Raw genomic sequence first — 12,925 nt, forward strand, 5'->3', positions numbered from 1 at the left:
GATGGCAAAGCAGCACTCTGACGACCTGAACGAACCGTCACGTCGTCGTTTATTAAAAGGGATCGGCGCGCTGGGAGGCGCGCTGGCGATTTCCGGCGGTTGCCCGGTGGCGCACGCGGCGAAAGCCAGCGAGGCTCCGGCGGCGAACAGCCGGATGGAAACCCAGCCGTTTTACGGCGAGCACCAGGCGGGCGTACTGACGCCGCAGCAGGCTGCGATGATGCTGGTGGCGTTTGACGTGCTGGCGGCAGATAAATCAGACCTTGAGCGTCTGTTCCGTCTGCTGACCGACCGCATTGCCTTCCTCACCAAAGGCGGTCCGGCACCGGATACGCCGAATCCGCGTCTGCCGCCGATGGACTCGGGGATTCTCGGGGCGTTTATCGCACCGGATAACCTGACCATGACGGTCTCCGTTGGTCACTCGCTGTTCGACAGCCGCTTTAGTCTTGCGGATAAAGCGCCGAAAAAGCTACAGAAGATGACGCGCTTCCCGAACGATGCGCTGGATGCGGCCCTGTGCCATGGCGACTTGCTGCTGCAGATTTGCGCCAACACGCAGGACACGGTTATCCACGCGCTGCGCGATATCATCAAGCACTCGCCGGACTTGCTCAGCGTGCGCTGGAAGCGGGAAGGATTTATCTCCGACCACGCGGCGCGCAGCAAAGGCAAAGAGACGCCAATCAACCTGCTCGGTTTTAAAGACGGCACCGCCAACCCGGACGGCAGCGATAAACCGTTGATGGACGAGGTGGTGTGGGTAACGGGCGATCAGGGTGAACCGGCGTGGGCGAAGGGCGGTTCGTATCAGGCCGTGCGCATTATTCAGTTCCACGTTGAGTCCTGGGATCGTACGCCGCTTAAAGAGCAGCAGACGATTTTCGGGCGTGATAAGCACAGCGGCGCGCCGCTGGGGATGAAGAACGAGCACGATACGCCTGACTACGTCCGTGACCCGAACGGTGATGTGATTGCGCTGGATAGCCACATTCGTCTGGCCAACCCGCGCACGAAAGAGACGCAGTCGAGCCTGATGATGCGGCGGGGTTACAGCTATTCGCTGGGGGTCTCTAACTCCGGTCAACTCGATATGGGGCTGCTGTTTGTTTGTTATCAGCATGACCTTGAAAAAGGGTTCCTGACGGTGCAAAAACGCCTGAACGGTGAAGCGCTTGAGGAGTACGTGAAGCCGATTGGCGGCGGGTATTTCTTTGTGCTGCCGGGTGTGGCTTCGGATAAGAGTTATTTGGGCAGCACGCTGTTGCAAGCTTGAGTGCAGTCCCGGCGGCACTTTGCTTGGCCGGGCTACATTGTACGGCGCACGCTTGTAGGTCGGATAAGGCGTTCACGCCGCCATCCGGCAGTGCATATTTGTAGCCCGGGCGAGCGCAAACGACCCCGGGATTTCTCCCAAACTTCAGAATATCACCAACAATCAGTCCTTTTTTTTCATTTCTCCCCTGATTGATATAAAACTGTCACATAAGTGTCAGATGCTATCTCTGAAAGCCATCGTTATGTTTGTGTAAAAATTATGTTGCATCTTTTGTTGATTTGGATGTAATAATAAATATAGCGGTAGTTTCCGTTTCACTATGGAGATCGCGAATGGTAGCGTCCTTGACTGGACTAAGCAGAACCTCAACCCGCATCATCCAGCGCGGAGGCCCCCTCTCCGGCAGCGATTTCGTCACCTCAATTTTTCATCCAATTCGAATTCAACCCGTTGTTCCCGACGTATTGCGCGGTGCGCGTAGCCGTGCATTTTCGTCAATTCAACAGGCAGTTGCTATGGCTTACAAGGAAGCCAAACCTCAGACGTTCGTGCGCATAATCGCGCTGCTTTCAGCGCGTGTGATGTATACCAACAACTCAAGGTGCTATCCATGGGAAGACAAAAAGCAGTGATCAAAGCTCATCGCGAAGCAAAACGTGTGCTGAGACGTGACTCACGCAGCCACAAACAACGTGAAGAAGAATCGGTCACCTCGCTTGTGCAAATGAGTGGTGGAGTGGAAGCAATCGGTATGGCGCGCGACAGTCGCGACACCTCGCCGATTGCCGCCCGCAATGACGCTCAGGCCCACTACCTGCATGCTATTGAGAGTAAGCAGCTGATCTTCGCGACTGGCGAAGCGGGCTGTGGCAAGACCTGGATCAGCGCAGCGAAAGCTGCGGAGGCGCTCATTCATAAGGATGTGAATAAGATTATCGTGACGCGTCCCGTCCTTCAGGCCGATGAAGACCTGGGGTTCCTGCCCGGAGACATCTCGGAGAAATTCGCCCCTTACTTCCGCCCCGTCTATGACGTGCTGGTGAAACGACTGGGCTCCTCCTTTATGCAATATTGCCTGCGCCCGGAAATCGGTAAGGTAGAGATCGCGCCGTTCGCCTATATGCGCGGACGTACATTTGAAAATGCGGTGGTGATTCTTGATGAGGCTCAGAACGTTACCGCGGCGCAAATGAAGATGTTTTTAACTCGCCTCGGGGAGAACGTCACGGTTATCGTGAACGGGGACATCACCCAGTGTGACCTGCCTCGCGGCGTTCAGTCCGGGCTTAGCGATGCGCTGGCCCGTTTTGAAGAAGATGAAATGATAGGTATTGTGCGCTTCACCAAAGACGACTGCGTACGCTCGGCGCTCTGCCAGCGCACGCTGAAAGCCTACTACTAACCGCTGTAACGTCTGCAAAGCCCGGGAAACCGGGCTTTGTTATTTTTGGCTGTTGCAAATACAACAGCTGCAGCAATGGCGTGTTGCAAATCCTACTCTCTGGTACTTCTGGTCAAGTATAACTGCTTGAAATACTGGAAGTTAAAGCTGGCATAAACATTGCTATCAACACATATAACCTAAAAGATAAAAGATGCAATCATTCATTCCTTAATGGGATATGCATGAATATCAAAAAGATAATTGCATCTGACCGTGCTGATAACATTATAGAGACCATGCTATGCCCGAGACTCAAGCCACCCCAGACTACACCCTTGCTGCGCCTCATGCGCATGTGATTACCCGCGATGAAGAGGCGATTAGCATCGCCCATGAACTCGCCGCTTTCCTGCAACCCGGCGCGTCCGAGCGCGACCTGAGCGGAGTGGTACCGCCTGAGGTCGTCAACACCTATTCCAACAGCGGGCTGTGGGGCATCACCGTGCCGCGCCGTTTTGGTGGGGCCGAGGTGTCCGCGGCGACCCTCGCGGCGGTGATTGCCATTATCTCTGCTGCTGACCCGGCGCTGGGGCAAATTCCGCAGAATCACTACTGCCTGCTTGAGGATATTCGTCTGCAGGGCAATGAAGAGCAGCAGCGCTATTTCTTTGAACTGGCGCTGAAGGGCTATCGCTTTGCCAACGCGCTGTCGGAGACCGGCGGCAAGACAGTGCAGGACATTCAGACGCGAATCAGCCACACCGCCGATGGCCTGCGGATAAACGGTCGTAAAGGCTACTGCACCGGCTCGCTGTACGCCCATTGGTTAGGCGTGCTGGCGCTGGACGACGAGGGACGAGCACAGCTGGCCTTTGTGCCGCGGGGCACCAAGGGGCTGACGGTGGTGAACGACTGGGCGTGCCTGGGGCAGCGCACCACCTCGAGCGGTACGGTGCTGGCTGACAACCTGCAGGTGGAGCCGTTTAACCTGATACCGACCTGGAAGTCCTACGACACGCCAACGCTTGCGGGGCCATTTGCCCAACTAACGACCGCGGCTATTGATGCCGGAATTGCCCGCGCGGCATTGAACGATACCGTCAGCTTTGTGAATCAGTTTGCCCGTCCGTGGATTGATGCTGGCGTTGAGCGGGCAGGAGATGACCCGCTGACCGTTTACCAGATTGGTGCGCTTGATAGTCGCCTGGCCGCCGCCGATGCGCTGCTGGAGCAGGCCGGTAAGGTGCTGGACCGCTATAAACATGACCTCTCGGAAGAGGCGGTCGCGCTGGCCTCTATTGCCGTCGCCCGAGCTAAAATATTCACCACCGAAGCGGCGCTGGAAGCCGCAACGCGTTTGTTCGAACTGGGTGGCACCCGCTCGACACACCCGCGCTACAACTACGATCGCCACTGGCGTAACGGGCGCGTGCATACGCTGCACGACCCGGTGCGCTGGAAGTATCACCTGCTGGGCAACTGGGTGCTGAACGGAAAGCGCCCCGCGCGCCACGACTGGAACTGAGGGGGGAGCATGCTCGCTTTTCTGGCCGGAATTGACTGGAACGATGTCGCTCAGGCAGGGCTGGATACCCTGATTATGCTGGGCTGGGCGCTGGGATTTACGGTGCTGATTGGGCTGCCGCTGGGCGTCATTCTTTATCTGACCGGGCAGCCCCGGTTGCTCTACCGCGTGCTGTCGCTGCTGGTCAACATAATGCGTTCGCTGCCGTTCATCATTTTGCTGATTGTGATGATTCCGCTGACCACCTTGATAACCGGCACGTCGTTGGGCGTACAAGGCACCATTCCCCCGCTGGTGGCGGGCTGCGCGCCGTTCTTTGCTCGCCTGGTGGAGACGTCGCTGCGTGAAGTGGACCACGGGCTTATCGAGGCTAACTGGGCGATGGGGGGCGATACCTGGCAGCTTATCTGGCACACCCTGCTGCCGGAATCTCGTGGCGGGCTGATCGCGGCGTTGACGGTGACGTCCATTGTTCTGGTGGATTACACCTCGATGGCCGGGGTGATAGGCGGCGGAGGCTTAGGCGATCTGGCGATACGTTTTGGTTATCAGCGGTTTCAGACCGATGTGATGGCGGTGACGGTCGTGCTGCTGATTGCTCTTGTGCAAGTTCTCCAAATGAGCGGTGACCGACTGGTGCGCCGTATGAGTCGTAAATAGTGATATCAACAGGATGACATAATGAAAAAGACCGTGATAGCTGGGCTGATGGCGCTGTTCTCTTTATCGGCGGTGGCCAATGAAACGCTGGTGGTCGGCGCGACTCCCGTACCGCATGCTGAAATTCTGGAATTCGTAAAGCCACAGCTCGCCAAAGAAGGCGTGGATCTGAAGATTAAGGTCTTTAACGATTTTATTCAGCCTAACCAGCAGCTTGCCGAGAAGCATCTCGATGCAAACTACTACCAGTATCGTCCGTTCCTTGACGACTATAACAAGACGCGTCACACCCATCTGGTGCCGGTGGTGGGTGTGCATATCGAGCCGTTTGGCGCGTACTCCACTAAATACACCAGCATTAAGGATCTGCCGGATGGCGCGACTATCGCTATCCCTAACGATCCGGTGAATACCGGCAGGGCGCTGGTACTGCTGAGCGAAGCTGGGCTTATTACGCTCAAAAACCCGGAAGACCCGCAGTCGACGGAGAAAGACATCATCGCCAATCCGCGCCACTTTAAAATTCGTCCATTGGAAGGGGCGATGCTGGCACGTGCAGTAAGCCAGGTGGATTTGGCGTTTATCTTCGCTAACTATGCGCTGGAAGCGGGTATTGATACGGATAAAGCGCTGATTGTGGAAAAAGGGAAAAGTCTGTACGTCGAATATCTGGTCGCCCGCCCGGATAACATCAACGATCCCGGCATCCAGAAGCTGGCGAAAGCGCTGAATTCCGATGCGGTACGTCAGTTTATTCTGACCCGGTATCAGGGAAAAATTGTGCCCGGATTTTAGGAGTGACGACCATGACACCACATATCCGCGTGCGCGGTATCAGCAAGGCATACCCGAACGGCGTGCAGGCGCTTGACGATATTAACCTGGAGATTCAGGCCGGGGAAATCTTTGGCATTATCGGGCGCAGCGGCGCGGGAAAATCCACGCTGCTGCGGCTGTTTAACCGTCTGGAGAACGCCGACCGGGGGGAGATGACGATAAGCGGTGTGCCCATTGGTGAAGGCGCACGCGGGCAACTGCGGGATTTGCGGCGCTTTTCCAGCACTTCAATCTGCACGCGACCAGGACGGTGGCAGAGAACGTTGAACTTCCGCTGCGAATGGCCGGTATTCCGGCCGCTGAACGTCGTCGTCGGGTTGACGAGATGCTGCGGCTGGTGGGGCTGGAATCGCTGCGTGGTAGTTACCCGACGCAACTGTCCGGCGGGCAAAAACAGCGGACCGGGATTGCCCGAGCGCTGGTAACGCAGCCGGAAATTTTGCTGTGCGATGAGGCCACCTCGGCGCTCGACCTGGAAAACACGTTGGCGGTGCTCAGCCTGCTCAAAGAGATTAACCAGCGTCTCGGCCTCACGATTATCCTGATTACTCACGAAATGGATGTTATCCGTACGCTGTGTGACCGGGTGGCGGTGCTGGAAAAGGGGCGGGTGATTGAGCAAGGAGAAGTGTGGCAGGTGTTTGGCGATCCTCAGCATGAGGTGACGCGCGGGATGCTCGGGACGCTGCATCACGGGCGTGAGGAAAATCGTGAAATCATGGTCGAAGGGCAGCAGCTGATCACGCTACATTTCAACGGTGTCAACGGACGTGAACCGGATTTACAGCAGATTGTGCACGTGCTTGGCGGAAGCCCACAGCTTGTCTACAGCAGCTGTGAGCCGATTCAGGGACGAATTGTCGGGCAGCTGCGAATTCGTGTGGATACGCCGCTGACGGTGGAGTCTTTACGGCTTGCCGCGCAGGTAGCGGATAGGGTGGCGGTGAGCTAGAGCGAGCGGTTCCCGGCGGCGCTGCGCTTGGCCGGGCTAAGAAATTGTACGATGACTTCAGCTCCATTATCTTTTCTTCAAGAATGATGTATTCCCCTGCAATGCCTTACTCAGGAATACTTGCTCCTACTCGTGTAATATGGACACGGCCCTAAGCTAGGTTCTGGTTTTCAAATTGTTCTGGACTGAGACCGCCACAGGCAATGTCGTGTGCCCACTATTGCTGGGTAAGATCAGTCCATCACATCACTACAACCTGACCCAGCCCCTCTCTATCTACATAATCGGATTTATAGAGGGTAAATAATCGTGGGGGATGTTTGTTAAAATCACACCCAATATTTAATCTCCTGTAACCCTTAAGGATTTTATTTTTAGTACACGAAGTGATTCAATAATCTTCTGGAGTTCATCTTTTTCTCTATCAATGCGTTGAGCCACATCGGTTAGTTCTGATAGAAATTTCAATACGTCTTTGTCATTGAATTTAACATTGGCTTTATAATAGTCGCTTATCTTTCTTAGCTCCTTGTAACTCGTCCAGCGAGTTAGGGGGCCAAATAGTTCAGAGTGCAGCGCTTCACTTATAAATAATCTTTTACTCTCACCGTTATCAAGCGTTATAAGTAAATCCAGGCTCATATCTAGCTCCTTTATTTGGAAAAAATTAACACATCGGAGGCACTCAGGATCTTGAGCTCCTCCTGAGGGAATGCTGTAACGAGATCGCCATTATACTCAACAATGACTCGAACTTTATTTAAATTCACCCCTTCTGGAGTCCTGCCTATTGTTTTTTTGCGAAGCGTTTTTTCGTAAATGAAACGATCTCCATCCCTTATTATTCGGTCAGGATTTCTAAATACATCTCTTGCCGTAGTTTCCCAGTCTGCACGACCTAATGTCCATTTGCTTTTATGTCCCCATCCAGAACCATTTCCGATATGGCGTTCGTTGACATGTTCTACCCCCTCTCGTGTTAACTTAATATTTTGCGGAGGACTTGGTGTTCGGGGTGGGCGAGCTGCACGAGATTTATGTGATGAACAAGGTGCTAAGCCAAGAGGATCGATATAGCTGAGAGTATTGGGTACGTAACTATATTCGTTTATTCCCCCACCCAGCCCTGTCGGGTCCACACAGAGGTATTGCCCCGAGTCGCAATCATAGTACCGGAACCGGTTATAGTACAACCCTGATTCGTTATCTTCATACTGTCCCGGAAAACGCAGATGACAGGTGGGGGCGGCTTCCTTTTTCCGGCTTTCTTCCCGGCCCCAGAGTTGTTGCTTACCCCGCCAGACAATGGTGCCGTCTTCGGTCAGCAGTTCCTGAATGCGACCAATCGTATCAGTGATGGCATAGTGCAGTTGCCCTCTTTCATAACGAGCCAGCGGTGTGAAACTGCCCTGTTCATATATCCAGCGAATGGTGTTTTCATCTTCCGGTTTACCATCAGTTCCAATAGGAATTTCTTCTGTTAGCTGGTCGCCGTTCCAGTGAAAATTCATGCCAGGTTTATCCCGATTGGTGCAGCGCTTGCTGGTGCGCCTGCCGAAAGGGTCGTATTTGTACTCCCAGCGCTCGCCCTCCGGGGTTTCCAGCCCGGTTAGCTGGCTCCGCGCATCCCAGCGGTAGCGCCACATGAGCGGACGGTGGCCGCCTTTATCAACCAGCTTTTCCACTAGACGACCGTTAACATCGTATTTCCAGGTGGTCTGCTCATCCCGGATGACTCTGACAAATTTGCCTTTTTCCGGCATCCCGCTGTTAGGGTTTATACGATGTGTTGAGTGCCGCCATTCTTTGCATTCCCTGGATGTCACCCGTCCATGCAATTGGCGCTGGTGCGACTCACTTTCCAGTACCTCATTTATCCAGGTCTGGCGGCGGGAGATATTGAGGTTTCTATCGTAAGTGAAGCGCTCCTCGCACATTGGTACGTTGCTGCTACCGGTCCAGGTGGCATGGCTTATCTGATTGTTTGCCGTGAGGCTGTTGACCATCGTTCCCCGCAGGGAATCGGCAATCATTGTCAGGTTGTAAGCTTTGTCATACAGCCACCGGCGGTGCAGGGTGTTGTTGCGCCGGTAGTGCGGATTCAGTGCCGTGAGGTCACCGGCCTGCTGCTCAGTCAGCATTCCCGTCGGGGTGTAATTCTGGCGGAGGCTGAACCCGGCATCACTCTGCCGGGATATCTCCTGACCGCACAGGTCGTGCTCCAGGGTTAGCGGGGCATGGTCCGCAATCCGCCACTGCGTGATTTCCCCCATCAGCCCATGGGTAAAGTGCTCTGTAATACCAGCGGTGGTGCGCTGCGAGACTGTATCCTGTATGGCATCGTACTGATACTCTGTTCGCCTGCCATTAATGATTTCGGCGGTGACCCGGCTGGCATTATCGTATTCATATGTGACGGTGGCATCATTATTGTGAGCCCCGACCAGGCGGCTGAAGGCATCGTAGGTGAAAGTTGTGCGGCTGAGTACTCGGTCATTGTCGCCCTGCGTCACTTCCTCGTTTGTCACTTGGTCGGTGATGTTGTACAGGCGGTTAAGGTGCGTGCCGTCAGGGAAAGTGGTGCGGATGCAGCGCCCGCCAGCATCGTATACATAGGTCAGCGTACGCCCGGTAAAGCCGGTTTCGGCGACAAGCTGCCCGGCCTTATCATATTCCAGCCGGTAGTATTCACCTTCAGCGTTGGTGATTTCAGTCAGGCGGGTAAGTTTGTCGTAACGGCATTCCAGCCGTTCTCCATCTGGGCGGATGACAGCGGTCAGCAGGTCAAATGCGCCATATTCGTAGCGGGTGGTTTTGCCTTCGCCATCGGTGAAACTCTCTGGCAGCTTTTCGCTGTTCTGGCGCATCAGTTCGCGCACGCCATCCGGGCGGTGAATTTCTTCCGCGCTACCCAGAGGGCTGGCATGTTTTTTACTGTGGCGGAACTGGGTGGTGAAGCCTAGCGGATCTTTCACGTTCAGCAGCCGGCCCAGTATATCCAGCTCAGTCTGCGTCACGCCGCCATCCGGCGCAGTGGTTTCACGAACCTGATGTAGGGTATCGTAATTCCACTGCCAGGTGGCGCTGCCCGGTATTATCTGCCGGAATAAATCACCGTGTTCGCTGTAGCTGAACTGCTGCTGACGCCCCTGGGGATCGGTCTGGCTGGCCATGCTGCCATGGTCGTCATAAGCCCATTGCCAGACTTGGTTACCCGGTGCGTTCAGCCGGGTGACCTGACCATGTTCGTTATAGCCGTAATACAGACTGTAGCCGCCTGGCAAAGCTACCTGGCGGATATCACCTTCGTCGTTGTACTGGTATTGCGTGGTACGTCCCAGCGCATCGGTCCGGGACTGAAGCTGTGTGTTTTCCCATACGGTGATTTCTTCCCGGCCCAGTGGGTCAAGGCTGCGAGTGACCAGACCATCCTCGTTATACCAGTAGCGGTTTTCTCCACCCTCGGCGTCAATATAGGTGGTGCAGTGTTCTTCTTCGTTATAGACAAAGCGGTCGTCGTAATAGCCTTCCGTTGACAGGGTGCTTATAACTCGGCCCTGTGTGTCATAGCAAATATCAACGCAGGTTTTGTCCGTATCCTGCCATCGGGTCATAAAACCGTCAGCTGAGTATTCATACTGCAAATGGGTGAACTGGAAGGTGTCACACTCGGCCAGAAAACCATTGTTGTCGTAATGGCAGGTAACGAGACGTTGTTTTTGTGGGGCGGCCAGTTCAATGCTCATTAGCTGCTGTTGCTGCCAGTTGAGCGCAAGCGAGTAACCGTCGCTGTGGCGAATCTCCGTCAGCAAGCCATTTGTGCGAATAAAATCAATCCGGTTGTCGTAGCGGTCGCAGATGGCAGACAGTAGATGAACACCATGGCCTGCTGGGGAAAATATCTGCATCTGCTGCGAGCGGCGATCGAGGAGGGTAAGTTTACTACTCATGTCTCCTGTCAGTCGGTAATATGCCTGACGGGAATTAACGGCTTCATGAAAAATACCGTCCTGTGGGATGGGGTAATAGAGAACCACGCCTTCATGGTCGGTGAAGTGCAAATCTCCATCATGTACTGTTAGAGAAACGGACCAGCTATCCGTCCATTTCGGGCCAAAGATGCCACCACTTTGCGCCTGTGAACGGTAGAAACGGGAGAGGTTCAGGGGCAGGGAGCCGGGGAGAGTGAGAACGGTCAACTCCTGGAGAAAATCGCCAGTTCCGGCATCAACGGGTTCTCCGGGTTTTGTGCAATCGTTGCTTTTTGACCCTTTCCCTTTGCCACCGTTCTTTTTCCCTTTCCCTTTAATTTTGCCACCTTTCTTCTGGTTTGAGGCTTTCTGCTGTACTTTCCTCTGCGCCCGGGAACGTTTTTCTGCTTCTCTTTCCGCTTTTTTGTTTGCGGCTTTTTTGGCGGTCAGTTTTGCGGCTTTTGCCGCTTTTTTGCCTTTCATCAGCATCTTTCCGGCTGCTGCTGCATCACCGATACCTGGTATGGAGGCCGCCAGCGACATTGCTGCTTCAGCGTAATTTCCCCTAGCCGCGCTGACGCCCGCATTGGCCAGATCGGCAAAAAAACCAAATCCGGGTATAAATCCCGCGACATCTAACCCCGTCTGCAGCGCATCAAGCCAGCCACCACCTTCTTTCTCTTCTTCTTCGGTTTCTGGCTCATCATCTGGGTCAGCGTCATCAGCCGACACTCCCGCGACAGGAGGCATACCGACTATCAGGCCGACGGTGTTCCGGCTGTTCATCCAGAACTCATCGTTATGCCGCAGCATTGGTTTGCGGCCAAAGCGTACCGTCTGACTATGCTCCAGCGGTTCGCACACATCACCGACAGTGCCGCTGCTGACTCCTTTTGCTGCACCAGGCGTGTCGCCAATGGTCTGTGGGATTTTGCTCTGGTCCAGTACTACTGCCGGGCAGCCGTTAATTTTTACCGACGATACGACCATCACGGCAGCACCCATGTTTGCGGTTACCGGATAGGGGACAGGGGGAGTGGAGGGCCCCATCGGGGTCTTACAAACATCGGGTTTAGTGCTGACGACTTTCCATTGCCCGTTCTGACGGGCGGTAAAATTATCTGCCATCCTGGGCACTCCTGGTTCTGTAACGTGCTTCCATTACCCGCACTGGCGAACTGCCCGGCAGCAGGAAGCGCCAGGTCTGTGCCACGGTCAGGGCATCGGTATTAATTTCGATCGTGTCCAGCCACATTGGCATGGGGATGCGCTGCCCGGTCGGGAGTCTCAGCAGAATGCGTCCTTGATGTGCTGGCAGGGTAAAATGGATATCACCCTCCGGGCGAAAACCACTCAGTACAAACTCCGGCCCCGGTTCGGGATACAGAATTTGCTGGTCATGCGGAGCGCAGTTCCAGTAACCGAAGTCAAAGTCATCCGGCAGGCCAGGATGCTGTGTTTCCAGCCATTCCTGGTCATAGGCTCCCGCCAGTAGCAGGCGGGGCAGCCAGGTTCGGCTGATGCAGCCAAAACCGGCTGGTTGAAACGCCGGAGCAAACCAGTCTGCGTTGTCGTCAAGGAGGTCTGTAAAATGCTGCAGGGTGAACGGGCTGTCCACGGCGATAATACGAGGGGCTTCGAGTTGCTGTATTTTGCAGGTCTGAAGATACCAGGGGTGCGTATAGCCCAAGCCCACCGGATTGACTGGACAGACCGTATGCGCCAGAGGTGGATTATCTTTATCGGGGTGTTCACCACGTTGCACCTCAGTCAGACGGAATTCATCGGGGATTAGTTTCGCATACTCACTGTTTGTTGATACGCGGCACTCGCCGCCAAAAGCGTAACGATAATCCAGAGGCAGGGAGGTAAATGGTTCAGGCTCAGTTTCGTACCATTGCCCGGTTACCGCCTGACATCGGTAAAAACGCTGGCCGGTTATCCGTAGCTTTTTATTCAGCAAAACATCGCCGGAAGGGGCACGCATTAGGACTCCTACGGTCATCTCTGGCGCAGCGATGCCACCTGGTGTGTAAGCCGTTCCGTTAACAATAATATCGCAGGCGGGTTTCAGGGGGGCCAGGTCGCTTTCGCGCAGTACCGGAGATAGATTCATTTCCCCTGAGAATTCGTCCTCCATACATAACGGCAGTGCTGGGTTTTCCATAAGTTGTGTATGCCACTGACCCCCAGCATCCTGCATCAGACGAAAACCCGTTTTCATGGCGACCACCCGATGCCGTTCATCCAGTTTATCGTCCATCGCGTATTCCATTACTGAGAATGGCGTGAGATTACGAAATTCCATTTGCGTTTC

8 protein-coding genes and 1 pseudogene are annotated in these 12,925 nt (G+C 54.6%); 6 read left to right on the top strand and 3 right to left on the bottom strand.

The annotated features are described in order from the left end of the window. Position 1 precedes the first annotated feature (1 nt). The 6 genes and pseudogenes from efeB (at position 2) to RDN66_RS24380 (ending at position 6,637) form a co-directional block, all read left to right on the top strand. Positions 2 to 1,276, top strand: coding sequence for an iron uptake transporter deferrochelatase/peroxidase subunit (gene efeB, locus RDN66_RS22165; protein WP_202216033.1), 1,275 nt, complete (start codon positions 2 to 4; stop codon positions 1,274 to 1,276). Between the two features lie 613 nt (positions 1,277 to 1,889). Further along, positions 1,890 to 2,681 (top strand): phosphate starvation-inducible protein PhoH, encoded by a 792-nt coding sequence (gene phoH, locus RDN66_RS22170; RefSeq protein WP_035896196.1) that lies wholly within the window; start codon positions 1,890 to 1,892, stop codon positions 2,679 to 2,681. 283 nt (positions 2,682 to 2,964) lie between these two features. Next, positions 2,965 to 4,188, top strand: coding sequence for an SfnB family sulfur acquisition oxidoreductase (locus tag RDN66_RS22175; RefSeq protein ID WP_202216032.1), 1,224 nt, complete (start codon positions 2,965 to 2,967; stop codon positions 4,186 to 4,188). 9 nt (positions 4,189 to 4,197) lie between these two features. Beyond that, entirely contained in the window at positions 4,198 to 4,848 is a 651-nt protein-coding gene (locus RDN66_RS22180; protein WP_308538186.1) for a methionine ABC transporter permease, read from the top strand. A gap of 21 nt (positions 4,849 to 4,869) precedes the next feature. Continuing rightward, positions 4,870 to 5,643, top strand: coding sequence for a MetQ/NlpA family ABC transporter substrate-binding protein (locus tag RDN66_RS22185; RefSeq protein ID WP_248537310.1), 774 nt, complete (start codon positions 4,870 to 4,872; stop codon positions 5,641 to 5,643). A gap of 11 nt (positions 5,644 to 5,654) precedes the next feature. Next, positions 5,655 to 6,637: pseudogene (locus tag RDN66_RS24380) on the top strand (methionine ABC transporter ATP-binding protein). Positions 6,638 to 6,979: 342 nt separating this feature from the next. On the opposite strand, the gene RDN66_RS22200 reads toward RDN66_RS24380, so the two are convergent. The 3 genes from RDN66_RS22200 to RDN66_RS22210 are packed head-to-tail and all read right to left on the bottom strand — an operon-like array spanning position 6,980 to position 12,916. Then, entirely contained in the window at positions 6,980 to 7,279 is a 300-nt protein-coding gene (locus RDN66_RS22200; protein ID WP_202216029.1) for a hypothetical protein, read from the bottom strand. Positions 7,280 to 7,290: 11 nt separating this feature from the next. After that, positions 7,291 to 11,736 carry a PAAR-like domain-containing protein gene (locus RDN66_RS22205; protein WP_308538187.1) on the bottom strand — a complete coding sequence of 1,482 codons (4,446 nt, stop codon included), beginning with the start codon at positions 11,734 to 11,736 and terminating at the stop codon, positions 7,291 to 7,293. Beyond that, complete coding sequence (locus RDN66_RS22210; protein WP_202216028.1) at positions 11,726 to 12,916, bottom strand: DUF2169 domain-containing protein; 1,191 nt, start codon at positions 12,914 to 12,916, stop codon at positions 11,726 to 11,728. Before RDN66_RS22210 ends, RDN66_RS22205 begins: the two co-directional genes overlap by 11 nt. Between the last annotated feature and the right edge of the window lie 9 nt (positions 12,917 to 12,925).

Source organism: uncultured Kluyvera sp. (assembly GCF_902485085.1).
Lineage (GTDB): Bacteria > Pseudomonadota > Gammaproteobacteria > Enterobacterales > Enterobacteriaceae > Kluyvera > Kluyvera ascorbata.

What these genes read in the sequence shown, in the direction of transcription:
- efeB (WP_202216033.1), top strand. Translation starts at nt 2, where the DNA reads ATGGCAAAGCAGCACTCTGACGACCTGAACGAACCGTCACGTCGTCGT.
- phoH (WP_035896196.1), top strand. Translation starts at nt 1,890, where the DNA reads ATGGGAAGACAAAAAGCAGTGATCAAAGCTCATCGCGAAGCAAAACGT.
- RDN66_RS22175 (WP_202216032.1), top strand. Translation starts at nt 2,965, where the DNA reads ATGCCCGAGACTCAAGCCACCCCAGACTACACCCTTGCTGCGCCTCAT.
- RDN66_RS22180 (WP_308538186.1), top strand. Translation starts at nt 4,198, where the DNA reads ATGCTCGCTTTTCTGGCCGGAATTGACTGGAACGATGTCGCTCAGGCA.
- RDN66_RS22185 (WP_248537310.1), top strand. Translation starts at nt 4,870, where the DNA reads ATGAAAAAGACCGTGATAGCTGGGCTGATGGCGCTGTTCTCTTTATCG.
- RDN66_RS22200 (WP_202216029.1), bottom strand. Translation starts at nt 7,279, where the DNA reads ATGAGCCTGGATTTACTTATAACGCTTGATAACGGTGAGAGTAAAAGA.
- RDN66_RS22205 (WP_308538187.1), bottom strand. Translation starts at nt 11,736, where the DNA reads ATGGCAGATAATTTTACCGCCCGTCAGAACGGGCAATGGAAAGTCGTC.
- RDN66_RS22210 (WP_202216028.1), bottom strand. Translation starts at nt 12,916, where the DNA reads ATGGAATTTCGTAATCTCACGCCATTCTCAGTAATGGAATACGCGATG.